The organism is Erythrobacter sp. CCH5-A1 (assembly GCF_001557115.1).
Lineage (GTDB): Bacteria > Pseudomonadota > Alphaproteobacteria > Sphingomonadales > Sphingomonadaceae > Erythrobacter.
Window position 1 is genome coordinate 1 of record NZ_LSKQ01000056.1, and the last position, 23,648, is coordinate 23,648.

Genomic DNA, 23,648 nt, shown 5'->3' on the forward strand with positions numbered 1-23,648 from the left:
TCCCGCCTTCGGGAGGGGCTGGGGGTGGGCACGAAACCTAAGCCGCCGCCCGCCGCAACCGATCATTGATCGCCCGCCCCACGCCCACCTCGGGCACCGGGGCCACCGCGATGCGCGGCGCAGCCGCGCGAGCGCCCTCGTGCAGAGCGGCGTAGAGGCGCGCGGCAGCCTCGTCGAGATTGCCGCTCACCGACAATGTGATGTCGCCCTCCACCGCACCGAAACCGATCAGGAATTCATCCGGCTCGGCCCACTCGGCATTCAGGCGCACGGGCTTGCCGGGAGCATAGTGGCTGGCGAGCTGGCCCGGCGCTTCGATTCCCCCGCCCCTGCCCTGCGTGCCCAGCGCAATCGGCCCCGGCCGCAATTCCTCGACGCTCCCGTCGGCGCGCACCGCGACGATGGTCGATTCCACCCCCGCGCTTGTTGCCCCTCCATCGAGCACCATGTCGATCCGCGCGTCGAGCGAGGCGAGGACATGCGCGGGCGTCGTCGGGCTGATGAAGCCGCTGCGGTTGGCCGAGGGCGCGGCAAGCGGGAAGCCGCAGCGCTCCAGCAGCGCCTGCATCACCGGATGCGCGGGCGCGCGCAGGGCGATGGTGGGGAGCCCGGCGGTCACCGCCCCGGCCAGCCCCGCATCGGCGCGGCGCGGCAGCACCAGCGTCAGCGGGCCGGGCCAATGGGCGGCGGCCAGCGCGCGGGCCTCGGGCGAGAACTCGGCATAGCGCTCGGCCTGCTCCACCCCCCGCACATGCACGATCAGCGGATTGAAGTCCGGCCGCCCCTTCGCGGCATAGATCCGGGCCACCGCCTCGGCAGAATCCGCCCGCGCCGCCAGCCCGTAGACCGTCTCGGTCGGCACCGCGACCAGCCCGCCCGATTCGAGGATTCGCGCCGCCCGCGCGATCCCCGCAGCGTCCGCCAGCACCACTTCCGTAACGTTCTTGCCGCTCATGCCCCGGCGCTATATTCGTTTGCCCGCCCTGCCAAGAGCGCAGCCCCCCAAGACCCGCAAGGATGCCCCAGTGACCCCCTTCACCCCGCCGACCGCCGACCAGCTGCTCGCCATCCGCGTCAATGCCGGGATCGACGAATTGGCGCAGTCTGAACGCTTCGCCCATGCCGAGCCCGATTTGGTCGAAGCAATCGTGGAAGGCGTCGGCCAGTTCGCAGCCGGAGAATTCGCGCCGCTCAACCGCAAGGGCGATCTGGAGGGCGCGAAGCTCGAAAACGGCGTCGTGCGCCTGCCCGAAGGCTTCGAGCCCGCCTATCACGCCTATGTCGAGCAGGGCTGGAACGCCATCGCCTCGCCCGCTGCCCACGGCGGGCAGGGCCTGCCCTTCACGCTGGCCTGCAACGTGCTCGAAAACCTCGGCGCGGCCAACATGGCCTTCACCCTGCTCCCGATGCTGAGCGTCGGCGCGATCGAGGCGCTGGAGCACCATGGCTCCCCCGCCCAGCAGGCGATGTATCTGCCTAAACTCGTCAGCGGCGAATGGTCGGGCACCATGAACCTCACCGAACCTGCAGCAGGGAGCGATGTCGGCGCGCTGCGCTCCACCGCCGAGCCGATCGAGAACGGCGAACACGCGGGGAAGTACAAGATCACCGGCCAGAAGATCTACATCACCTGGGGCGAGCACGACCTTGCCGAGAACATCATCCACCTGGTGCTGGCCCGCCTCCCCGGCGCGCCCGAAGGCTCGCGCGGGATCAGCCTGTTCGTGGTGCCCAAGTATCATGTGAACGCGGACGGCAGCCTCGGCCCGAGGAACGACCTCAGGTGCGTCAGCCTCGAACACAAGCTTGGCATCAACGCTTCGCCCACCTGCGTCATGTCCTACGGCGACAACGGCGAATGCATCGGCGAGCTGGTCGGCGCGCCCAACAAGGGGCTCGCTGCGATGTTCACGATGATGAACAACGCGCGCATCAATGTCGGCAACCAGGGCGCGCAGATCGCCGAGCGGGCAACCCAGCAGGCGCTCGCCTATGCCCGCGACCGGGTGCAGTCGGCGCGCGCCGGTTCGCCCGACAAGACCCCGGTGGCGATTATCGAGCACCCCGACGTGCGCCGCATGATCCTGCGCATGAAGGCGCTGACCGAAGGGGTGCGCGCGCTGCTCTATTACTGCGCGGGGCAGGTCGACCGCGGCAATCTGGGCGATGAAGCCGCAAAAACCCGTTCGGAAATCCTCGTGCCGCTGCTCAAGGCGTGGGGCACGGATGTGGGCGTGGAAGTCTCCGGCCTCGGCATCCAGATCCACGGGGGCATGGGCTTCGTCGAGGAGACCGGGGCCGCCCAGCACTGGCGCGATTCGCGGATTGCGCCGATCTACGAAGGCACCAACGGCATCCAGGCCGCCGACCTCGTCACCCGCAAGCTGGGGCTCGACGGGGGCGAGGCGCTGGTGGCGCTGTTCGAGGACATCGCGCGCGAGGCGGCCGAGGAATATGCCCTCGCGGCGCTCGCCCGCGACTGCGCCAATGTCGCGCAGTGGATGCGCGACGATGCGAGCCTCGATGACAGGCTGGCGGGCAGCGTCCCCTTCTGCACCATGGCCGCGGTCTGCGTCTCCGGGTGGCAGCTGACGAAGCAGGCGCAGGCCGTCGCGGCAGGGGCCGCTCCGGAGCTGGCCGCGACCAAGCCGGTGACGGTGCGCTTCTTCCTCGACCGGATCGTGCCGGAAGCGGCAGGGCTGAAGGCGGGCGCAGTGGCCGGGGCAGACCTGCTTTACGCGCTCTCTGCCGAAGCGCTGGTCGCCTGACATGGATGAAAGCGCGCTGGAGCGGATCGCCGCCGCTTTGGAGCGCCTCGCGCCTGCGCCGGTGCCGCCGACCGACTGGCTCGCCCACCCCGCCTATGTGTGGGAGGGCGTGGCCGCGCGGCCCGTGCCGGTGCTCGATGCCCTGCCGCTCGATAGCCTCCACGGGATCGACGCCCAAAAGCAAGCGCTGCGCAACAACTGCGCCCGTCTGGCGAGCGGCGCGGCAGCGCATGACGCGCTGCTGTGGGGCGCGCGGGGGATGGGCAAATCGGCGCTGGTGCGCGCCTGCGTCGCCGATGTGCAGCGCGAGACGCAGAACCTCGCGCTCGTCCAGCTTGCCCTCGGCACGCTCCCGACCTTCCCCGCGCTGATCGCGGCGCTGGCGGGAGTGAAGCGCGCCTTCCTCCTTTTCATCGACGACCTCGGCTTCGGTGCAGAGGCGCGGGCGGAGATGCTGGCGCTGCGCAGCCTGCTCGAAGGCGGCATCGCCCCGCGTCCGGCGCATATCCGGCTTGTGGTCACCGCCAACCGTCGCGGAATCGTCGAGCGGCAGGATACCTCGGGGGCGATCCACGAGCGGGACGAGCGCGACGATGCGCTGGCGCTCGCCGACCGCTTCGGGCTGTCGCTGGGCTTCCACCCGGCGGACAAGGACACCTATCTCGCCATTCTGGAGGGCTACACCGCCCCGCTCGGCCTCGCCTTCGATCCCGAGGAGGCGATGGCCTTCGCCATCCAGCGCGGCAACCGCTCGGGCCGCACCGCGCTGCAATTCGCGACCGAGCTGGCGGGGCGGGCGGGACTAAGCCTTTAGTTGATCTTCTGCCCCGCCTGCTGGCGCAGGTAATCCGCCTCGAACTTGGCGCGCGGGTCGGTCAACTCCTGGGGCGGGAGCGGCTTGCCGACCAGCCGGGCGATCGCCGGCGCGGGCGCGGCGGAGGGCGAGCGCACCCGCCAGATGATCCCGGCGGTATCGTCCGACACCAGCAGCGAGCCATCGCCGCCCCACGTCACCCAGGTCGGCCGACCGTGGGTCTTGCCGTCGGCGGTGAGGAAGCCGGTCAGCACCGGCTTGGGCTTGCCGACCGGATTGCCGCGATCGTCGAAGTCGACGAACACCACGTCATAGCCCGAGGCGGGCTTGCGGTTCCACGATCCGTGCCGCGCGATGAAGGCCCCGCCCGAGAACGCCGTCCCCATCCGGTCGCCCTCCTTCGAGAACACCATGCCCAACGCCGCCACGTGGGGCCCGAGCGCATATTCGGGTTTCCGCACATATTCCATCATGAAGCGCGGCATCGGCGCATCGACCCGGCGGTCACGGTTGGTCTTGTAGTAGACCCAGGGCCAGCCGTATTGCGCGCCGATCGGCACATTGGTGAGGTAATCGGGCACCAGGTCGCTGCCGAGCATGTCGCGCTCGTTCACTGTGGTCCACAGCTCCCCGCTCCAGGGCGAGAAATCGAGCCCGTTGGGGTTGCGCAAACCGGCCGCGAACTGGCGCTGGCGCTTGGTCGCGAAATCATACTCCCAGATCAGCGCGCGGCCCTCTTCGAGTTTCATGCCGCTCTCGCCGATATTGCTGACCGAGCCGACCGCGACATAGAGCTGCTTGCCGTCGGGCGAGAGCTTCAAGTTGCGCATCCAGTGCCCGCCGCCGGGGGCGAGGTCCATGATCTTGGTGCCCTTCCCGCTCACCGCATCGGCCCCCAGCGCATAGGGGAAGGCGAGCACGGCATTGTGGTTGGCGATGTAGAGCGTCCCGTCCGCCCAGGCGAGGCCCGAGGGCGAATCGAGGCCGTCCTGCGCGATCACCTTGCGCGTTTCGGCGGTGCCGTTGCCGTCGGCATCGCGCAGCAGCACGATCTGATTTGGCGAAGCGCCGCTCGCCCCGGCCTTGGTCAGCAGGCTGTCGGCGATCCAGTTCTTGATCGAGTCCATGATCCCTTCGCTGGGCGCCTCGACCGCGGGCGCGCGGGTCAGGCTGACCAGCACGTCGCCGTTGGGCAGGGTGTAGAGCGTACGCGGATGTTCAAGCCCCTCGGCAAAGCGCGCGACCTCGAGCCCCTCGGCCGGGGTAGGCGCCTCGCCCGCGGCCCAGCCCACCGGCTCGGCGATCTGGACCGTGGGGAAGGTCTGGGGATCGGCCTTCTGGAGCACCGGATCGGTGCCCGCGACCTCCTCGACACTGAGATCGGCGGTGTCGCCGCGGCTCACGAACCAGAACCCGGCCCCGGCCACCACGATGAAGACGACGAGAGCGATTGCGATTTTGCGGAAGAATGCCATGTGGCACGGGATAAGGCCGCGCGAGGCGCGCGGCAACCGACAAGCGATGAAAGACACGTCCACCGATGTATGATTTCAAGCCCGCCGCGCGGCTCCCCGCCGAAGAGCTCTACCGCGACCTCCTCGCCGCTGCGGGCGCGTTGACCGAGGGCGAGCCGGACGGCGTCGCCAACATGGCCAATGTCGCGGCGCTCCTGTGGGAATTCCTGCCCGATTTGAACTGGGCAGGCTTCTACCGTGTCGCCCCGGCCAAGGCGGGCGGGGGCGAGGAGCTGGTGCTCGGGCCTTTCGTGGGCCGCCCGGCCTGCATCCGCATCCCCTTCGGCAACGGCGTGTGCGGCGCGGCAGCGCAAAGTCGCGCCACGCAACTTGTCGCCGACGTCCACGCCTTCCCCGGCCACATCGCCTGCGACGCCGCCAGCGCGAGCGAGCTGGTGGTGCCGGTGCTGCGTGACGGGACGGTGATCGCGGTGATCGACCTTGACAGCCCCACCCCCGCCCGCTTCACCGAGGACGATGCCCGGGGGATCGAGACGCTCGCCGCGCTGCTCGCGAGCCGCATCTGATTCTTCCCGAAACGGGACAGAACGCACGCCCCGCTTGGGTGCGGGCCCCTGACGGTGTTAGTCTTTCGCTAACCATCAGCTAGTCTGCTGAATCAGGGGGATTCGCCCATGCTCAAGACCATTTCGACCCTTCCTCTCGCCGCGCTGGCGATGGCTGCAGTGCCCGCCGCGGCGCAGGCGCAGGACTACAGCGATGTCCCGCCGCTCGCCCCGATGGGCCAGAACGAACTGCGCGAGCTGCCCGCCGACATGCGCAGCGCTCCCACGCCGGCTCCGGTCACGGCAATCCGCCCGACCGAGACGGTCACGATCGAGAACGGGGTCGAGACGGTCACCCGCACCCGCTACATCAATGCGCCCGGTGCGATGCCTCCGGCCCCGCACGGCTATCAGGGCCAGGGTTATGCGACCCAGTATTACGGCGGTCAGGGCTATGGCTATGCGGCCGCACCCGCCGTGTTCGAGCGCCAGCAGTGGATCGACGAATGCCGCCGCCGCACCCGCGGGCAGAACCGCGACAACACCGGCCTGATCATCGGTGGGCTGCTCGGCGCGATCGGCGGGGGGATTGCCGGTTACGAGATCGCCGGCGCGGGTGACCGCGTGCTCGGCACGGTGCTCGGCGTGGGCGGCGGCGGGCTGCTCGGCGGACTTCTCGGCAGCCTGTTCGATGGCGACAAGAAGAAGAACCTCTACGATTGCGAAGCCGCGCTCGACAGCTACCTGTCGGCCTACGGCGCACCCGCCCCGCGCATTGCCAGCCGCACGATTCCCTATCCGGCCTACGACTATGGCTACGGCTATGGCTACCCACAGGGCTACGCCTACGGCTACACCTATGCCCCACCCCCGCAGGTGGTGCTGGTGCCGGTGCGCACCGAGGTGCAGCAGCAGGTGGTGGTGCGCGAAACCGTCCGCGAGGAGACCTACACCGTCCCCGGCGCGACCCGGATCATCACCGACCCCGCTCCGCGCCCGCGCCCGACCAAGAAGATGCTCCGCCAGCGCTGAATTTCCGTCCCCCGAGGGACCGACACGAGAAAGCCCCGCAAGCTCAGGCGAACTTGCGGGGCTTTTTCATGCCCGCCGGGCGCGTTTCCTAGAATTCCCCGCCAGTCAACCGCTGGCACAGCAGATCGAGCTGGTCGAGCGTCGTGTAGCGGATCGTCATCGTGCCCTTGCGCGGATCGCTCTCGGGCTTGATCTTCACGCTGAGGCCGAGGAACTCCTCGAGATGCTGCTGCACCGCGACGATATCGGCATTGTCAGGGGTGAGGTAAGGCGGCTCGGCCAGGGCCTCGGCGCGCTTGGCCGGCTTTTTGGTGAGCGTTTCGACATCGCGCACCGAAAGCCCCTCGGCCACCGCGATGGCGGCAAGCTCGCGGGCATCCTCACGCCCGATCAACGCGCGCGCGTGACCCGTCGTCAGCTTGCCCTGCTGGATCAGGTCGAGCACATCGTCGGGCAGTGCCATCAGCCGCATCATGTTGGCGACATGGCTGCGCGACTTTTCGACCATCCGGGCGATGTCGGCCTGGATCATCCCCTCCTCCTCGGCGAGGCGGTGATAGGCGCGTGCTTCCTCGACCGGGTTCAAGTCCTCGCGCTGGAGGTTCTCGATCAGCGCAAGCGCCATGACCTCGCGGTCCGAAAGCGCGCGGACCAGCGCCGGGATCTCGTGCAGCCGGGCCTTCTGCGCCGCGCGCCAGCGGCGCTCGCCCGCCACCAGCTGGTAGCCGTCCCCTTCGGGATGGGGGCGGACAATGATCGGCTGGATCACGCCGCGGGTGGCGATCGAGGCGGCGAGTTCCTCGAGCGCGGCCTCGTCGAAAAATTTGCGCGGATTGCCCGGCAGCGGCTTGATGCTGGCGAGCGGCAGCATGCGTAACGGCGATGCGCCCGGCTGCGGGGCCTCGGGAGCAGCAGCGGCGATCTCCTCGCGGCGCACCAGCGGCTCCTCGCGCCGGGTTTCCCCGAGCAGCGCGCCCAGTCCCTTGCCCAAGCGGCGCGGCTTGTCCGCCGCAGCCCGCGAAAGCGCAGCAATTTCAGAAGTTTGATCAATATTCTCGGTCATGCCGCCTGTCTTTCTGCGGGAAATCGCCCGATCAGCTCGCGCGCCAATGCCATATAGGCGCGGCTGCCAGTGCAATGCTGGTCATAGATCAGCGCGGGGAGCCCATGACTCGGCGCTTCGGACAGGCGGACGTTGCGCGGGATCACCGTCTCGAACACCAGCTTGCCGAGACAATCGCGCACGTCGTCCGACACCTGATCGGTCAGCCGGTTGCGCCGGTCATACATGGTCAGCGCGACGCCGATGATGCCGAGCTCGGGATTGAAGCGCTGCTGCACCTGGTCGACGGTCTGGAGCAGCTGCGAAAGCCCCTCGAGCGCGAAGAACTCGCATTGCAGCGGCACCAGCAGCGTATTGGCGGCGCACAGCGCGTTCAGCGTCAGCAGGCCGAGCGAGGGCGGGCAGTCGATGAAGCAGATGTCGTGCCCGGTATAGCCGTTCAAGCCGCGGTGGAGCCGGTGGGTGCGCCCCTCGACCGCGACAAGTTCAACCTCGGCGCCCGACAGATCGACCGTCGCCGGGATGATATCGAGACGCGGGATGGCGGTCGGCACGATCGCCGAGGCCAGCGCAACTTCGTCGACCAACAGGTCATAGCTCGAAATTGCGCGCGCCGCCGCATCGACGCCGAGTCCGGTCGAGGCATTGCCCTGCGGATCGAGGTCGATCAGCAGCGTCCTCCACCCGGTCGCAGCCATGGCGGTGGCGATGTTGATCGCGGTGGTGGTCTTGCCCACTCCGCCCTTCTGGTTGGCAATCGCGATGGTCAGCATGGGAGAATCCTGTCCTGTTCGCGCCGTTTTCGCGCAAGAAGTCGCGTCAGGCCTTTACGATGATCCCCGCCTCGGGATCGGTCAAGGAATGTTTCACGTGAAACATTGTCCGAATCGAAGGTCTCAGTGCCTCCAATTCCTGCGCCGCAGAGCGGCCCTTGGGCAACACGTAAACCGTGGCCCTTGTGGAGAAGGGTGCGGATAGTTCGAGAAGTTTGGGGAGAGGCGCAAAGGCGCGTGCCGAAATGGCGCGGGCCGGGAAAGGCGTGACCCGTTCGAGGCGCTGGCCCTCGACCCGGCATTTGGGGAGAGCGAGCACTTCGATGCAGTGGTTGAGGAACTCGACCCGGCGCGCGCGCGATTCGACAAGCACAACGGGCATGTTGGGATGGAGCGCGGCGATCACCAGGCCCGGGAAGCCGGGACCGCTTCCCAGATCGAGCCAGGGGCCGACCGCGTTCGCTCCGAATGTTTCACGTGAAACATTCTGCGTAAGCTGCGCCGAATCGGCGATATGGCGCTGCCACAGGTGCGCCTCAGTCGCCTTGGCGATCAGGTTCTGGCGCTGGTTCTCTTCCAGCACCAGCGCAGCAAAGGTCTTGAGCCGCGCCATCCCCGCATCGTCGGTCAGTCCGGCGACATAGGCCCGGGCTTCCTCCTCGGTCACGATCATGCCGCTGCCTTGCGCCGCGCATGAACCAGCAGGGCGGAGAGCGCGGCGGGCGTCACCCCCGGCACCCGCCCCGCCGCCGCAAGCGTCCCTGGCGCGGCCTTGGTCAGCCGCTCGACCATCTCGTTGGAGAGCCCCGGCACCTCGGCATAGGGAAAGTCCGAGGGGAGCGGCAAGGCCTCACTGGCGCGCAGGTCGCGAAGCTCGGCATCCTGCCGGGCGAGGTAGGGCGCATAGGCCGCATCCTCGGCCATCTCCTCGGCGAGCAGCGGGTCGAGCGCGGTGATCTCCCCGAGCCAGGGCGCCAGTGCCGCGGGGCTGACCCCATCGTAGCGCAACCATTCGGTAATCGTCTTCTCGCCATGATCGCGCCGGACCGGAAGGCCGAGATCGGCGAGCTCTCGTGCGTGCACCTTCTTGGAATGTTTCACGTGAAACATTTGCCGCACCTCCTCGCGCCGCTCCCACCACGCGCGGCGCTCCTCGCCGATGCATCCGACTTCGATGCCGAGGCCCGTCAGGCGCGTCGCGGCATTGTTGGCGCGCAACCGCAGGCGGTATTCGGCGCGGGCGGTGAGCATGCGATAGGGCTCGGAGACACCCTGCAAGGTGAGGTCGTCGACCATCACCGCTATGTAGCTGTTCGCCCGATCGAGCGCCGGAGCCTGCTTGCCCAGAGCGGCAGCGGCCGCCTCGAGCCCCGCGACCAGCCCCTGCGCAGCCGCCTCCTCATAGCCGGTCGTCCCGTTGATCTGCCCCGCGCAATAGAGGCCCGGGATCGCGCGCACCTGCAAATCGGGGGTCAGCGCACGCGGGTCGATATGGTCGTATTCGACCGCATAGCCCGGCTGCACGATCACCGCGCGCCCGCACCCGGGCATGGTGCGCACCACCTCCTCCTGCACGTCGACAGGAAGCGAGGTGCTTATGCCGTTGGGGTAGACGAGGTGACTGTCCAGCCCCTCGGGCTCGAGGAAAACCTGATGCCCCTCGCGGTCGCCGAAGCGGTGGATCTTGTCCTCGATCGAGGGGCAGTAGCGCGGCCCTGCCGCCGCGATCGCACCGGAGAACAGCGGCGAGCGGTGGAGGTTGGCGCGGATCGCGTCGTGCCCCGCCTGCGTGGTGCGGGTGATGGCGCAGAACACCTGCGGGTTGATCCGGCGCGGCGTCAGCGGCGACATGGTCCACGCCTCGCCATCCGAGGGCTGCTCCTCAAGCACCGCCCAGTCGATGGTGCGTCCGTCGAGCCGCGGCGGCGTGCCGGTCTTGAGGCGGGCTATCGGCAAGTCTGCCCCGCGCAGCTGCTGGGCGAGGCGGTGCGCGGCGTTCTCGCCGATGCGCCCGCCCTCGAAGCGCTCCTCGCCCCGGAACAGGATGCCGCCGAGGAAGGTGCCGGTGCACAGCACGATATGTTTCACGTGAAACATTGTGCCGTCGGCCAACTCGAGGCCAGCGACCGCTCCGCCCTTCAGCACCAGCGCGGCGGCCTCGCCCTGCACCAGCGTGAGATTGGGCTGCGCGCGGACCGCCGCTTGGACCGCCGCCTTGAAGCGCACCCGGTCGGCCTGCACCCGCGGACCCCAGACGGCACTGCCCTTGGAGCGGTTGAGCATCCGGTAGTGGATCGCCCCCGCATCCGCCGCGCGCCCAAGCACTCCGTCGAGCGCATCGACCTCGCGCACCAGATGCCCCTTGCCGAGGCCACCGATTGCGGGATTGCAGCTCATCGCGCCGATCGCGGCGAGATCGAAGCTCACCAGCGCCGTGCGCGCGCCCATGCGGGCCGCCGCGCAGGCAGCCTCCACCCCGGCGTGACCGCCGCCGATGACGAGGACATCGAAGCTTTGCATGATGGGCGGCAGATAGGGTCTGGGGGGCGAATCGTCAAAGCGGATTCGCTGGCCGGCTCGTCAGGAATGTTTCACGTGGAAGCGAAGCTGTGCCGCAGGCACAAACATTGCAGCGAAGCGCTCACTTCCCGATGCAAAACCGCCCGAACAGCGTGTCGAGCATGTCCTCCGTGGTCGCGCGCCCGATCAGCCGATCAAAGGCGAGGCGCGCGCGGCGGAGTTCCTCGGCAATGAGCAGGGGATCGGCGAGGCCCTTGGCGGCGCGCAAGGCCTCCTCTGCATCGGTGAGCCGCGCGTGTTGGCGGGCATTCAATGCCGCTTCTCCCGGCTTGGGCAGAGCGTTGCGCGCGGCTTCGACCAACGCGGTCTTGAGCGCCGCCACACCCTCGCCCGTCACCGCCGAGAGCGTGAAACGGGCGTTCGGCTTCGTGCCGAAGCCTTCGCGGTCGGCCTGGGCGGCGATCTCCCAGGCACCATCCGGCCCCTTGCCTTCCGGCCCCAGCCACAGCACGAGATCAGCGCGCACCAGCTCCGCCTCGGCGCGGGCGATGCCGATGGCCTCGATGGCGTCCGAGGACTCCTCGCGCAAACCCGCCGTGTCGACGAAGGTGAACGGCACGCCGCCGATGGCCACGCTTCGCTCGATAACATCGCGCGTCGTCCCTGCGATGGGCGAGGTGATCGCCGCCTCGCTCTCGACCAGCGCATTGAACAGGGTGGACTTCCCCGCATTGGGCGGCCCCGCGAGCACCACGCGGAACCCCTCCCCCAACCGCTCGGAGCGCGGGCGGGCGAGCCATTCGGCCAGCTCCGCCGCCAGCGCCGCAATGTTCCACGTGAAACATTCGGGGAGATCGGCGCTGTCCTCCTCGTCCGAGAAGTCGAGCACACCCTCCACTTCGGCGGACAAAACCAGCACCCGCTCGCGCCACCCCTCGACCTGCCGCGACAGCGCACCGCCCGCATTCGCCAGTGCGGCAGCGCGCTGCAATTCAGTCTCGGCGGAGAGGAGATCGGCGAGTCCCTCGGCCTCGGCCAGATCGATCCGGCCATTGGCGAAGGCCCGGCGCGTGAATTCCCCCGGATCGGCGCGACGCACCCCGCGAAGCGAAGCGAGCGCCCCCTCGACCGCCGCAATCACCGCGCGGCCCCCGTGACAGTGAAATTCGGCGAGGTCCTCGCCGGTGGCCGTGCGCGGCCCTGGGAACCACAGCACCAGCGCCTCGTCGAGCAGCGCGCCCTCCGCATCGCGCAGCCGCGCCAGCGACGCCCGCCGCGGCTCGGGCACCCGCCCCGCCAAGGCCAGCAAGGCCTCGCGCGCCGCCGGGCCGGAGACGCGGATCACACCCACGCCCGCCGGCGGCGCGCCGCTCGAGAGCGCGAAGATCGTGTCGCTGCTCACGCGATCAATCAGAGGACTTTTTGGACCCCGTGGCGCCGGCAGCCGCCTTCATCGAACCTTCGACGAAATTCTGGAACAACTTCATCCCCATCTGCCCCATCGGCGCGAGCGCGCTCGCATATTGCTGGAGCTGGTCGGGGCTGGAGACGCCCTGCATCGCCTTGGTGAGGTTCTCGACATAGACATTATTGGCCGCGCTCACATCGGGCAGGCCCATGAAGCTGCGCGCCTCCTCCGGGGTGCAGTCGATTTCGATGGTGATCTTCATGGGGCTCGCCCTCCTCCTCCTCGTCATCCGCCTTTCATTTGGGCTTGGCAGGCTGACAAGGCAAGAGATAGACCTGACCGACGAGAAGGAGAGACCCCCATGATCTTCAACGAAACCATCCCCACCCTCGAAGGTGATGCCAGCTTCGGCGCCTATGTCGCCCGGCCCGAGGGCGCCCCGCGCGGGGCGATCATCGTCATCCAGGAAATCTTCGGCGTGAACCCGGGCATCCGCCAGAAGTGCGACAAGCTCGCGGCCGAGGGCTACCTCGCGGTGGCGCCCGATCTGTTCTGGCGGATCGAGCCCGGCATCGAGCTCGATCCCGATGTCGAGCCGGAATTCCAGCGCGCGCTCGGCCTGTTCGGGGAGTTCGACCAGGATGCCGGGATCCGCGATATCGAGGCGACCATCCACCACATCCGCCGCACCCTCGGCGTGGCGAAGGTTGGCTGCGTCGGCTACTGCCTCGGCGGGCGGCTCGCGTTCATGACTGCGGCGCGCACCGATATCGATGCGAGCGTCGGCTATTACGGCGTCGGCATTGATGGACTGCTGGGCGAGAAGCACGCGATCGCCCATCCGCTGATGCTCCACATCCCCACCGAGGACGGCTTTGTTTCACGTGAAACACAGGCCGCCATGCACGAGGGCCTGGACAATCACCCCAAGGTGACGCTCCACGATTACGAGGGCCTCGACCACGGCTTCGCCACCGAACACGGCAAGCGCCGTCAGGAGGAGGCCGCGAACCTCGCCGACGGGCGCACCGCCGCTTTCTTCGCCGAGCATCTCGGGTGATGCGCCCTGCCCTCCTCGCGCTGGCGCTGCTTGCCGCGCCCGCCCCCATGCAGGCAGGCGCGCAGGTCGGCCCGCAGCCGATGTTCGACGCGGGCGAGGAACTCGAGGTCGAACTTCACGCCGACTTCAATGGCGATGGCCATGCGGACGTCGCCTATATCGTGCGCGGCGAGGACAAGCGGGAATTGCGGGTCGCGACGACCTTCGTCACCGAGGTCGAGATCGGCGAAAACCCGCCGCAGGTGCTGGCGCTCGATCCCTACCCGCTCGGGACGGCGCAGCTCTCGGAGAAGGACAGCGCCAGGGGCAAGGTGCTGGTGCTGGAGGACCTGACCGGCGGGACCACCGCGGTTGCCTCCACCCACCGCTTCCGCTGGGACGCCAAGCTGCAAGCGATGCGGCTGATCGGGCTCGATGCCACGCTCTACAGCCGCACCTATGCGCATGATGGCGAGGAAGCGAGCTGGAACCTGCTGACGGGCGATCTCGTCACCCGGAAGTTGAAGCTCAACAAGGAGCGCGGCTACGACAAGGTCGGCGAGACGACGGGCAAGAAGCCCAGCCCGCCGCTCAAGCTGGAGAACGCGCCGAGCGGCGACGATCTGCTCGGGTGGCCGGGCGCCAAGTGAGGGAGGGAATGATGGGACACGCACACGCAGGGCTCGCCAAGTGGCACGCCTATATGGAGCACGGCAGCGACCCTGCGTTGCTCTCCGATCTGCTGGCCGATGATGCGGTGTTCCACTCGCCGGTGGTGCACACCCCGCAGGTCGGCAAACCCATCGTCATGGCCTATCTCATCGCCGCCAGCCACACACTCGGGAACGACAGCTTCCACTATGTCCGCGAGCTTGTGGACGGGGACGAGATGATGCTCGAATTCGTCACCGTGATGGATGGAATCACCGTCAACGGGGTTGATATCATACGCTTCAACGCGGAAGGAAAGATCAGCGATTTCAAGGTTATGGTGCGGCCCCTGAAGGCGATCAACAAGGTCTGGGAAATGATGGCCGCGCAGCTTGAGGCAGCGAAGGCCTGATCGTTTCGTGCGCGGCAAAGCCCGCGACGAAGAAATCGCGCACCGCATCCTCGATCGCAGGGCACATCCGCTCTCCCGCCTCCTCGTGCATCTGCGCAAGCGCCTTGCCGATGTGGTGGTCGTCGAAATAGCGCATCGGCCAGTGCGGGAAAGTGGCCGCGGGGATCGAGCGTTCGGACAGCACCTCAACCGCAGTGTGGCGGATATCGCTGCGGATCAGCTCGAAAGTCGCGAACAGCTTCCAGGTTTCGCCTTCGAGGATCTGAAGGAGGTGCTCGTCGCTCTGGAGCAGCACGCCCGACAGCCCCTTCGCCTCGTTCGCGACGCGCGCATGGTAGACCAAACGGAACATCTCCGCCCGATCGAGCCCGGGGGCGGCGGTGCTGCGGTAGATGATGCGGCGCATGATGCTTCCCCTGTGGTCCGGGGGAAATCATGCCATGTCGAGGTCTGCCAGCGGGTTGCCGCCGGCTAGGGATTGGCCCCTAAAGCATGACGACGTTTCGCTGAAACGCCCTCATGCTGCGGGCCTTTGTCATCGCGCTTTAGTTCAGCACCGCGAAGTTGACGATCATCTTGCGCACCTCGGGGTCGAGGCCGCGCGGCAGATCGCGCTCGAGCATGTCGCGGCGCGCCTCGATGCTCTCGGCGATCATCACCCGCTTCATCGCCCAGTCGGGGCAGGTACGCCCCTCGATCGCGCGGCGGTCGAGCACCGAAACGCCCGAATGGCGCGGGTCGGCGGTGATGGTGTCCATCAGCGCGGCGACCTCGCCCTCCTCCCCCTCGAGCAGCTGGAGGAAGTTGCGGCCGTTGAACAGCAAGAGCCCGGTGATTCCGCGCGCCGGATTGTTGCGCGCGCTGGCGGCGAGGATGGCGTCCACCTCCTCGCGCGGCAGGGTCGGCGCGGTGCTGATGTAGAGATACTGGCTGAGCACTGTTCCCGTCCGTCTGCGGCCCGACCCCCAGGCCTTTCTTCCCTTACTGGTTCATCGTCGCGAAGAAATCTTCGTTGGTCTTGGAATCCTTCATCTTGTCGAGCAGGAATTCCATCGCGTCTACGGTGCCCATCTGCATCAGGATGCGGCGCAGGACCCACATCTTGGAGAGATTGTCCTTGGCGACCAGCAGCTCTTCCTTGCGGGTGCCGGACTTGCCGACATCGAGGGCGGGGAAGATGCGCTTGTCGGAGACCTTGCGGTCGAGCACGATTTCCGAGTTGCCGGTGCCCTTGAACTCTTCGAAGATGACTTCGTCCATGCGACTGCCGGTATCGATCAGCGCAGTGGCGATGATCGAGAGGCTGCCGCCTTCCTCGATGTTACGCGCGGCGCCGAAGAAGCGCTTGGGACGCTGGAGCGCGTTGGCATCGACACCGCCGGTCAGCACCTTGCCCGAGGAGGGCACCACGGTGTTGTAGGCGCGGCCCAGGCGCGTGATCGAGTCGAGCAGGATGACGACGTCATGCTTGTGCTCGACCAGGCGCTTGGCCTTTTCGATCACCATTTCAGCAACTTGCACGTGGCGGCCCGCGGGCTCGTCGAAGGTCGAGGAGATGACCTCGCCCTTCACAGAGCGCTGCATGTCGGTGACTTCCTCGGGGCGCTCGTCGACCAGCAGGACGATCAGGAACACCTCGGGGTGGTTGTCGGTGATCGCCTTGGCGATGTTCTGGAGGAGAACCGTCTTACCCGTGCGCGGCGGGGCGACGATCAGCGCGCGCTGGCCCTTGCCCTGGGGCGCGATGATGTCGATCACCCGCGCGCTCTTGTCCTTCACCGTCGGATCGAGCGTGTCGAGCGTCAGCTTCTGGTCCGGGTAGAGCGGCGTCAGGTTGTCGAAATTGGTGCGCAGGCGGACCGCGTCGGGATCGTCGAAATTGACCTTGGCGAGGCTGGTCAGCGCGAAATAGCGCTCGCCATCGCGGGGCGCGCGGATCTCGCCTTCCACGGTGTCGCCGGTGCGCAGGCCCCAGCGGCGGACCTGATTGGGCGAGACGTAGATGTCGTCCGGCCCGGCGAGGTAATTCGCCTCGGGGCTGCGCAGGAAGCCGAAGCCGTCCTGCAGCACCTCGATGGTGCCGATCCCCATGATCTTCTCTTCATATTCCTCGTCCTCGGCAAGCTCGCGCAGGATCGAGAAGAGCAGATCCTGCCGGCGCATGGTCGAGGCGCCCTCGACGCCCAGTTCCTCCGCCATCGCGACCAGTTCGGCCGGGGTCTTTCGCTTGAGGTCTTTCAAATGCATTTTCGTAGGTTCCGAAAGTCTTGGAGTGGCCGGTGGGTCAGTGCCGCCTGTGGCAGGCGGTGCCCCTTGGTTGGAGGGGGCTGGGCTTGGAGAAAGCAGACCTTGCGGGAGCGGGTTTGCGCTCCGGTACCGGATAGGTGGGTTGGAAATAGGACCCCGCGCCCGCGAGGTCAATCGGCGATTGCGCGGGCGCCCCAGCCTCAGAAGGGCTTGAGGTAGACCAGCAGGACGATGAGGATCAGCAGCACGCCCGGCACCTCGCCGATCATGCGCAGGGTCTTTTCGCTCAGAGGCCGCTCGCCGCGCGCCATCTTCTTCGTCTGGCCGACCAGCCAGCCGTGATAGCCGGTCATCGCCACCACCAGCGTCAGCTTGGCGTGGAGCCAACCCGAGGTGAGCCAGCCGCCGCCATAGGCCATCGACAGGCCGAGCACCCAGACGATGATCAGCGAGGGCGTGAGGATGATCTTGCGGAGCTTCCCCATCCGCTCGGCCCACTTGGCCTCCCCCTCCGAACCGGGCGCGTGGTCGAGCATGTAGATGCACTGGCGCGGCAGCATGAACAGGCCGGCCATCCAGAACACCATGAAGATCACGTGCCCCGACTTGAGGAACAGATAGATCGAGGAAATCGCTTCCTGCATTCGGTCAGCCTCTCAGAGCGTCGAGAAGTTCCTCGACGTGCGAAATCGGGGTGAACTGCCCGATTCCGTGGCCGAGGTTGAAGATGTGGGGACGATCCTCGAAGGCGGCGATGATGGTCTTCACCCGGGCCGCCAAAGCCGGGCCGCCCGCCTCGAGCAACAGCGGATCGAAATTGCCCTGCACCGGCATGCCTTCGGGGAGGCTCTGGTGCGCCCAGACCGGATCGAGCGTCTCGTCGAGGCCCACCGCGTCCACCCCCGTCTCACGCGCATAGGCAGGCAGCTTCGCGCCCGCGCCCTTGGGAAAGCCGATCACCGGGGTATCGGGGTGCGATTCCTTCAGCTTCGCGGTGATCGCGGCGTTGGGAGCAATCACCCATTTCTCGAACTGGTCGGGGGCGAGGCTGCCCGCCCACGAATCGAACAGCTGCACCGCTTCCGCGCCCGCATCGATCTGGCCGCGCAGGTAAGTCACCGAAACCTCGACGATAGCATCGATAATCGCCTGCATCCGGCCTGCATCGCGATAGGCGAGCAGCCGGGCCGGGCCGTGATCCTTGGAGCCTTCGCCCGCGATCATGTAGGTCGCGACTGTCCAGGGGCTCCCCGCAAAGCCGAGCATGGTCACCGCGGGGCCGATTTGCTGGCGGGTGAGGCGCACGGTCTCGTACACCGGTTCGAACCGCTCGAAGGCGGGGGTGAAGCTGTCGAGCTCCACCTCAAGCAGCGTCGGTGACAGGTGCGGGCCCTCGCCGGCGGCGAAGGTTAGCCCCTGCCCCATCGCATGCGGCACGATCAGGATGTCGGAGAACAGGATCGCCCCGTCGAACCCGAAGCGCCGGATCGGCTGCACCGTGATCTCGGCTGCGGCCGCGCTGTCATAGACCAGTTCGAGGAAGCCACCCTTCTCCGCACGCAACTCCCTGTATTCCGGCAGATAACGCCCCGCCTGACGCATGAGCCAGACGGGGGCGACCGGCTGGCGGTGACCTTTGAGCGTTTCGAGAAGCGGACCGGGCATAGGGTTCCTTAGAGCAAATCAATTCAATTTTAAAAAGGATGGATGGAGTCGGTTGGCCCTGTGGAAAGCGGGAATTACCGGTTCCTGCCCGGTTACCCCCGTCTGGCCCCTTAGCCCCTGCCCCCATCGAATCCGCACGGATTGGACGTCAAGCCAGCTTTATCCTCACTCTTCACAGCCTGTCGACAAAACTTGTCCCGTGTGCGCAAATCGCCAGAGGAAAGGGCTGCGAGCGGGCATGAAATTCCCTCCCCAGCTTGTCCGCCCGCGCCTCCCGTGGTTTATGCGGCGTTCTGTCCACAGGGCCCTGGCTGATGAACCGACTCAATCTCCACCTCGTCTCGGATTCGACCGGCGAGACCCTGGAAATGATCGCCAAGGCGGCCCTCGCCCAGTTCGACAACCCGAGCGTGAACCGCCATTTCTGGCCAATGGTCCGCTCATTGCAGCACATGGACCGCATCGTCCCCGATCTCGCCGCGCATCCCGGCCTTGTGCTCTACACGCTGGTGAACCCCGAGACGAGGAAGCGGCTCGAGGAGCATTGCCGCCATCTCGGCCTCCCTGCGGTGCCGGTGCTCGATCAAGTGACGGCAGCGCTGGAATCGCAGCTCGGCCAGGAAGCGCATGGCCGCCCGGGCCGCCAGCACATGATGGACGAGAACTACTTCAAGCGCGTCGAGGCGATCCAGTACACCATCGCCCATGACGACGGGATCGGCCACGAGGAGTGGGAGCAAGCCGATATCGTGCTGGTGGGCGTGTCGCGTTCCTCCAAGACCCCGACCAGCATCTACCTCGCCAATCGCGGCTACAAGGTCGCCAATATTCCGCTGGTGGTCGAGAGCCCCCCGCCGCAGACGCTCTACCGCCTGCGCCACCCGCTGGTGGTGGGGCTGACGACCTCGCCGGAGCGCCTGATCCAGATCCGCCGCAATCGGCTGCTCTCGCTGAACGAGGCGACCGAGACGGCCTATGTCGACAACGACCGCGTCAAGGCCGAGCTGCAATTCGCCCGCCGGATGTTCGGCGACAATGGCTGGCCGGTGATCGACGTCACCCGCCGCTCGATCGAGGAGACCGCCGCGGCGATCATCCGGCTGGTGCAGGAGCGTGATCGCAAGCCCGCGAGCGAGGGCGGGGTGGGCAAGCCGATATGATTTTGTCGGATGCGGTTGGCGCGCCCCCGCGACTGATATTGGCGAGCAAGAGCGCCTCGCGCCAGGCGATGCTCGATGCGGCGGGCGTCGCTTACGAGAGCATCCCCGCCGATATCGACGAGCGCGCTGTCGAGGCGGGGCTCGCAGGCGCGGCGCCCGCCGAGGTGGCCGAAGCGCTGGCGGTGGCGAAGGCCGCGGCGGTGGCGGCGCTGCACCCGGGAGCGCTGGTGCTGGGGAGCGACTCGCTGGTGGTCTGCAAGGGCCGCCGCTTCGACAAGCCCCGCTCGCGCGACGAGGCCGCCGAGCATCTGCGGTTCTTCTCGGGCGCGGTGATGGAGCTGCACTCCGCCGCGGCTTTGGTGCGGGACGGCGGGTGCGAATGGAGCCACGCCAGCCTTGCCCGCCTGCATGTGCGCGATCTCTCGGACGAGTTTATCGATCATTATCTCGGCCTCGAATGGCCCGCGATCGGCCACACGGTCGGCGCTTTCCGGATCGAGGGGCCGGGGGTGCAGCTGTTCGAGGAAATCGAGGGCGACCAGTTCACCGTCCTCGGAATGCCGCTGCTGCCCCTGCTGGCTGCGCTGCGCGAGGAAGGGGTGCTGATCGCATGACCCGGCCTTATGCCGAGGTGATCGGCGATCCCATCGGGCAGTCCAAGTCCCCCGCGATCCACGGCTTCTGGCTCGGCAAGCTCGGGATCAAAGCCGAGTATCGCGCCTGCCACGTGACGCCCGATGCCCTGCCCGGCTATCTGGCGGCCCGGCGCGAAGACCCCCTGTGGCGCGGGTGCAATGTCACCATGCCGCACAAGCAGGCGGTGATGCCTCTGCTGGGCCGCATCGATTCCCCCGCCGATGCCATCGGAGCGGTCAATACGATCCTGCCGCTGGGCGAGGGCGCGCTGGCTGGCACCAACACCGATGCGGCCGGCTTCCTCGAACCGCTGGCGAAGGACCTTGCCGAGACCCACTACTTCCGCATGGCCCGCATCATTGGCACCGGCGGCGCGGCACGGGCGATCATTGCGGCGCTGGCTGGGCACGGTTTCACGCTGGTCGTCGCCGGGCGCGATCCGGGCAAGGCGCGCGCGCTGCTCGACGAGCTGGCGCCGGGGGGCGAGCATCACGCCATCGACCTCGCGCACTTCTCGGACCCCACCGATTTCGCCTTCGACGACCGCGAGGGGTGCCTCGACCTCGTCGTCAACGCCTCCAGCCTCGGGATGCAGGGCCAGCCCCCCCTCCCCTTCGACTGGAGCCACGCCCCGCCGCGCAGCATCGCCTACGATATCGTAACGGCGCCGCGCGACACCCCCTTGCTCCAGACCGCGCGGGCCAGCGGCCACCGCACCATCGATGGCCTGTCGATGCTGATCGGCCAGGCGGCGGTCGCCTTCGAGAAGTTTTTCGGCGCGAAACCGCCGCGCGAATACGATGCCGAATTGCGAGCGATCCTCACCGCATGATCAGGCAAAAGATCATCGGCCTCACCGGCTCCATCGGCATGGGCAAGTCGACCGTCGCGGCGATGTTCGCCGAGGCCGGCATCCCGGTGTTCGACGCCGATGCCGAGGTGCGCGCGATGCAGGGGCCGGGGGGCGAACTCCTCGCCCCCATCGAGGCCGCCTTCCCCGGCTCGACCGGCCCCGCGGGCGTCGACCGCGACCGGCTGGGCCATCAGGTTTTTGCGGACAAGGCCGCCCTCGCCCGGCTCGAAGCCATCGTCCACCCCGCCGTCGCCGCCAGGCGCGCCGCCTTCCTCGAAGCCCACAAGGACAAGCCCGCCGTCGTCTTCGACATCCCGCTGCTGTTCGAACGCGGCGGGCACGAGAGCGTCGACCTCGTGGTGGTCGTCTCCGCACCCGAGGCCGTCCAGCGCGCCCGCGTGCTCGCCCGGCCGGGGATGACGCCCGAGAAATTCGACCACATCTTCGGCCTGCAACTCCACGACAGCGAGAAGCGCGCCCGCGCCGATCATGTGATCGACACCGGCACCAGCCTCGAAGAAACCCGCGCGCAGGTGACAAGCCTGATTGCTTCACTTTGACGACAAAGCGCGCTTGCAAGACTCGGATTGAGGGAGGATAGTCCCGCAAATGCGCGAAATCATTTTCGACACCGAAACCACCGGGCTCGATCCCAAGACCGGGGACCGCATGGTGGAAATCGGCTGCGTCGAAATGGTCGGCCGGGTCGAAACCGGGCGCACCTTCCACGCCTATTTCAACCCCGAACGCGACATGCCGGCCGAAGCCGAGCGGGTCCATGGCCTCAGCGCCGCCTTCCTCAGCGCCAAGCCGCGGTTCGCCGAAAGCGTGGACGAACTCCTCGAATTTCTCGGCGACTCCAATCTCGTTGCGCACAATGCCGGGTTCGATTTCGGCTTCCTCAACAACGAGCTGGAACTGGCGGGGCGCGAGCCCATCAGCCTCGACCGGATGGTCGACACCGTTGCCATCGCCCGCAAGAAGCACCCCGGCGCCAAGCTCAGCCTCGATGCGCTGTGCACCCGCTACGGGATCGACCGCTCACACCGCGTCAAGCACGGCGCGCTGCTCGATGCCGAGCTGCTCGCGCAGGTCTATGTCGAGCTCACCGGCGGGCGGCAGATCGTGCTCGGGCTTGCGGACAGCGCGCCCGAAACCCCCGCTCACACCGAACTCACCCCCAATGCGCCCTGGCACCGCCCCCCCGCGGACAAGCCCCGGCGCGAACCCCGGCCCCATGTTGCCAGCCCGGAGGAGCTGGAGCGGCACGCCGCGTTCATCGCGGAGATCAAGGGCGCGATCTGGGTTAGTTAAGCCCTGACGCGTTCCGGCTACCTACTGGGATCCTCACTCTTGGACGGAGGACTACACTTCATGGACATTCGGATTTCCGGCCACCAGATGGACACCGGCAGCGCGTTGCAGACGCATGCCTCGGACCGGCTCGGCGCGATCGTCGACAAGTATTTCGACCGCGCGATCTCGAGCCAGGTGACCTTCGGCAAGGCCCCTGCGGGCGCCTTTACCTGCGACATCGTCACACATGTGATGCAGGGTCTGATCCTCAAGGCGCAAGGCAGCGCGCATGACGTCCACGTCGCCTTCGACGATGCGGTCGGCAAGATCGAGAAGCAGCTCAGACGCTACAAGCGCCGCCTCACCGACCGACACGAGCAGGCCGATCACGCCCGCGGCGAGGAAGAGGCCGCCTACACCATCTTCATGGTCGAGGAGGTCGAGGAGGAGGACGAGGTCGTCGTCGCCGATGCTCCGCTGGTGATCGCCGAGACCCGCGTCGACATCCCCACCGCCAGCGTCGCGGATGCGGTGATGATGCTCGATCTCAGGAACACCGGGGCGCTGTTCTTCAAAAACGCTGGCACCGGCGCGCATAATATGGTCTACAGGCGCGCCGATGGCTCGATTGGATGGGTCGAGCCGAGATAGGGCCATAGCCCGCCTTGCCGCTACGGAATCGTGATGGCGGGGCCCGCTTTTCGAAGGTCCAGGCGGTCGCAGGAGGGGGCACCGCCCCGGCCCGTCAATCCCCCCGCGGGGCTGGACGGACCGGACCTTCGCCAGTGAAGGCGCACAGTTTTCGGGATCATTCGTATCATGGACGTCAACCTCGCACTCTCCCCCCAGGCCATTGCTTTTGCCCGGCTCGACACCAAGCCCAAGATCCTCGCCCGCGCCGCGCAGCTGCTGAGCGCGGCCTATGGTCTGGAAGAAAGCGAAGTGCTGGAAAACCTCGAGGCGCGCGAGGCGCTGGGGAGCACCGGCTTCGGGCGCGGCGTGGCGATCCCGCATTGCCGCTCCAAGGACATCCGCCGGCCCAGCCTCGCGCTGATCCGGCTCGAGGCGCCGGTCGATTTCGGCGCGGTCGACGCCCGGCCTGTCACGCTGGTGTGCGGCCTGGTCTCGCCCGAGAATGCCGGAGCGACCCACCTCCACGCCCTCGCCGCGATCTCGCGCCTCACCCGCGACGAAATGACGCTGCAGATGCTCGCCGACGCCCCCGATACCGAAGCGGTCTATGCGCTGCTGACCAACCAGTTCTTGCGCGACGCGGCCTGATCCGCTCCCG

At 67.5% G+C, this 23,648-nt stretch carries 27 protein-coding genes; 14 read left to right on the forward strand and 13 right to left on the reverse strand.

The features are described from left to right. Positions 1–37: 37 nt before the first annotated feature. Entirely contained in the window at positions 38–955 is a 918-nt protein-coding gene (locus AX708_RS02545) for an L-threonylcarbamoyladenylate synthase (RefSeq protein WP_066529404.1), read from the reverse strand. 70 nt (positions 956–1,025) lie between these two features. Between AX708_RS02545 and AX708_RS02550 the strand changes: the two genes are divergently transcribed. Further along, positions 1,026–2,768 (forward strand): acyl-CoA dehydrogenase family protein, encoded by a 1,743-nt coding sequence (locus AX708_RS02550; protein WP_066529480.1) that lies wholly within the window; start codon positions 1,026–1,028, stop codon positions 2,766–2,768. 1 nt (position 2,769) lies between these two features. After that, complete coding sequence (locus AX708_RS02555) at positions 2,770–3,582, forward strand: DUF815 domain-containing protein (protein WP_066529403.1); 813 nt, start codon at positions 2,770–2,772, stop codon at positions 3,580–3,582. On the opposite strand, the gene AX708_RS02560 is transcribed toward AX708_RS02555, so the two are convergent. Beyond that, positions 3,579–5,057, reverse strand: a complete 1,479-nt coding sequence (locus AX708_RS02560; protein WP_066529398.1) for a sorbosone dehydrogenase family protein — start codon at positions 5,055–5,057, stop codon at positions 3,579–3,581. The two genes, AX708_RS02555 and AX708_RS02560, sit on opposite strands and share 4 nt — an antisense overlap. Before the next feature lie 65 nt (positions 5,058–5,122). Here AX708_RS02560 and AX708_RS02565 point away from each other — a divergent pair, with 65 nt between their 5' ends. Next, positions 5,123–5,623: a GAF domain-containing protein gene (locus tag AX708_RS02565; RefSeq protein ID WP_066529396.1), complete on the forward strand. Its 501-nt coding sequence runs from the start codon at positions 5,123–5,125 to the stop codon at positions 5,621–5,623. A 108-nt stretch (positions 5,624–5,731) separates the two neighbouring features. After that, positions 5,732–6,634 carry a hypothetical protein gene (locus tag AX708_RS02570; protein ID WP_066529392.1) on the forward strand — a complete coding sequence of 301 codons (903 nt, stop codon included), beginning with the start codon at positions 5,732–5,734 and terminating at the stop codon, positions 6,632–6,634. A gap of 88 nt (positions 6,635–6,722) precedes the next feature. On the opposite strand, the gene AX708_RS02575 is transcribed toward AX708_RS02570, so the two are convergent. The 6 genes from AX708_RS02575 to AX708_RS02600 all read right to left on the reverse strand — a co-directional run bounded on the left by AX708_RS02575 (position 6,723) and on the right by AX708_RS02600 (position 12,660). Beyond that, complete coding sequence (locus tag AX708_RS02575; RefSeq protein WP_066529390.1) at positions 6,723–7,697, reverse strand: ParB/RepB/Spo0J family partition protein; 975 nt, start codon at positions 7,695–7,697, stop codon at positions 6,723–6,725. Further along, complete coding sequence (locus tag AX708_RS02580; protein WP_066529387.1) at positions 7,694–8,470, reverse strand: ParA family protein; 777 nt, start codon at positions 8,468–8,470, stop codon at positions 7,694–7,696. Before AX708_RS02580 ends, AX708_RS02575 begins: the two co-directional genes overlap by 4 nt. A gap of 46 nt (positions 8,471–8,516) precedes the next feature. Continuing rightward, positions 8,517–9,143 carry a 16S rRNA (guanine(527)-N(7))-methyltransferase RsmG gene (gene rsmG, locus AX708_RS02585; protein ID WP_066529383.1) on the reverse strand — a complete coding sequence of 209 codons (627 nt, stop codon included), beginning with the start codon at positions 9,141–9,143 and terminating at the stop codon, positions 8,517–8,519. After that, the gene (gene mnmG / locus AX708_RS02590; RefSeq protein WP_066529380.1) at positions 9,140–10,990 is read right to left on the reverse strand and encodes a tRNA uridine-5-carboxymethylaminomethyl(34) synthesis enzyme MnmG; all 1,851 of its coding nucleotides are present in this window, start codon (positions 10,988–10,990) and stop codon (positions 9,140–9,142) included. The genes rsmG and mnmG overlap by 4 nt, the downstream gene beginning before the upstream one ends. A 121-nt stretch (positions 10,991–11,111) precedes the next feature. Beyond that, positions 11,112–12,392: a tRNA uridine-5-carboxymethylaminomethyl(34) synthesis GTPase MnmE gene (gene mnmE / locus AX708_RS02595; RefSeq protein WP_066529378.1), complete on the reverse strand. Its 1,281-nt coding sequence runs from the start codon at positions 12,390–12,392 to the stop codon at positions 11,112–11,114. A 4-nt stretch (positions 12,393–12,396) separates the two neighbouring features. Further along, complete coding sequence (locus tag AX708_RS02600) at positions 12,397–12,660, reverse strand: DUF6489 family protein (RefSeq protein WP_196490013.1); 264 nt, start codon at positions 12,658–12,660, stop codon at positions 12,397–12,399. Between the two features lie 99 nt (positions 12,661–12,759). On the opposite strand from AX708_RS02600, the gene AX708_RS02605 reads away from it, so the two are divergent. Genes AX708_RS02605 through AX708_RS02615 form a run of 3 tightly spaced genes read left to right on the forward strand, consistent with a single transcriptional unit; the run spans position 12,760 to position 14,500 of the window. Continuing rightward, entirely contained in the window at positions 12,760–13,458 is a 699-nt protein-coding gene (locus AX708_RS02605; RefSeq protein ID WP_066529376.1) for a dienelactone hydrolase family protein, read from the forward strand. Further along, positions 13,458–14,087, forward strand: coding sequence for a hypothetical protein (locus tag AX708_RS02610; protein WP_066529375.1), 630 nt, complete (start codon positions 13,458–13,460; stop codon positions 14,085–14,087). Before AX708_RS02605 ends, AX708_RS02610 begins: the two co-directional genes overlap by 1 nt. Positions 14,088–14,095: 8 nt before the next feature. Beyond that, positions 14,096–14,500, forward strand: coding sequence for a nuclear transport factor 2 family protein (locus tag AX708_RS02615; protein WP_082745559.1), 405 nt, complete (start codon positions 14,096–14,098; stop codon positions 14,498–14,500). On the opposite strand, the gene AX708_RS02620 is transcribed toward AX708_RS02615, so the two are convergent. The 5 genes from AX708_RS02620 to hemE all read right to left on the reverse strand — a co-directional run bounded on the left by AX708_RS02620 (position 14,448) and on the right by hemE (position 18,412). Then, positions 14,448–14,906, reverse strand: coding sequence for a BLUF domain-containing protein (locus AX708_RS02620; protein ID WP_066529373.1), 459 nt, complete (start codon positions 14,904–14,906; stop codon positions 14,448–14,450). The genes AX708_RS02615 and AX708_RS02620 overlap by 53 nt on opposite strands. Before the next feature lie 139 nt (positions 14,907–15,045). Further along, positions 15,046–15,438, reverse strand: coding sequence for a BLUF domain-containing protein (locus tag AX708_RS02625; protein WP_066529370.1), 393 nt, complete (start codon positions 15,436–15,438; stop codon positions 15,046–15,048). A 43-nt stretch (positions 15,439–15,481) separates the two neighbouring features. Continuing rightward, positions 15,482–16,747 (reverse strand): transcription termination factor Rho, encoded by a 1,266-nt coding sequence (gene rho, locus AX708_RS02630; protein WP_066529365.1) that lies wholly within the window; start codon positions 16,745–16,747, stop codon positions 15,482–15,484. Between the two features lie 200 nt (positions 16,748–16,947). Further along, positions 16,948–17,391, reverse strand: a complete 444-nt coding sequence (locus tag AX708_RS02635; RefSeq protein ID WP_066529363.1) for a CopD family protein — start codon at positions 17,389–17,391, stop codon at positions 16,948–16,950. Between the two features lie 4 nt (positions 17,392–17,395). Beyond that, a complete protein-coding gene (gene hemE / locus AX708_RS02640) occupies positions 17,396–18,412 on the reverse strand; it encodes a uroporphyrinogen decarboxylase (RefSeq protein ID WP_066529360.1) in 1,017 nt (338 codons plus the stop codon). A 314-nt stretch (positions 18,413–18,726) separates the two neighbouring features. Here hemE and AX708_RS02645 point away from each other — a divergent pair, with 314 nt between their 5' ends. From AX708_RS02645 to AX708_RS02675, 7 genes are all read left to right on the forward strand, one after another. Then, positions 18,727–19,572: a pyruvate, water dikinase regulatory protein gene (locus AX708_RS02645; protein WP_066529357.1), complete on the forward strand. Its 846-nt coding sequence runs from the start codon at positions 18,727–18,729 to the stop codon at positions 19,570–19,572. Then, a complete protein-coding gene (locus tag AX708_RS02650; RefSeq protein ID WP_066529355.1) occupies positions 19,569–20,186 on the forward strand; it encodes a Maf family nucleotide pyrophosphatase in 618 nt (205 codons plus the stop codon). Before AX708_RS02645 ends, AX708_RS02650 begins: the two co-directional genes overlap by 4 nt. Next, positions 20,183–21,040 (forward strand): shikimate dehydrogenase, encoded by an 858-nt coding sequence (locus AX708_RS02655; protein WP_066529353.1) that lies wholly within the window; start codon positions 20,183–20,185, stop codon positions 21,038–21,040. The genes AX708_RS02650 and AX708_RS02655 overlap by 4 nt, the downstream gene beginning before the upstream one ends. Further along, positions 21,037–21,621 carry a dephospho-CoA kinase gene (coaE, locus tag AX708_RS02660; protein ID WP_066529347.1) on the forward strand — a complete coding sequence of 195 codons (585 nt, stop codon included), beginning with the start codon at positions 21,037–21,039 and terminating at the stop codon, positions 21,619–21,621. Before AX708_RS02655 ends, coaE begins: the two co-directional genes overlap by 4 nt. Positions 21,622–21,670: 49 nt before the next feature. Beyond that, positions 21,671–22,375: a DNA polymerase III subunit epsilon gene (dnaQ, locus tag AX708_RS02665; protein WP_066529344.1), complete on the forward strand. Its 705-nt coding sequence runs from the start codon at positions 21,671–21,673 to the stop codon at positions 22,373–22,375. 60 nt (positions 22,376–22,435) lie between these two features. After that, positions 22,436–23,008: a ribosome hibernation-promoting factor, HPF/YfiA family gene (gene hpf, locus AX708_RS02670; protein WP_066529342.1), complete on the forward strand. Its 573-nt coding sequence runs from the start codon at positions 22,436–22,438 to the stop codon at positions 23,006–23,008. A 168-nt stretch (positions 23,009–23,176) separates the two neighbouring features. Continuing rightward, positions 23,177–23,638, forward strand: a complete 462-nt coding sequence (locus AX708_RS02675; protein ID WP_066529339.1) for a PTS sugar transporter subunit IIA — start codon at positions 23,177–23,179, stop codon at positions 23,636–23,638. Positions 23,639–23,648 lie beyond the last annotated feature (10 nt).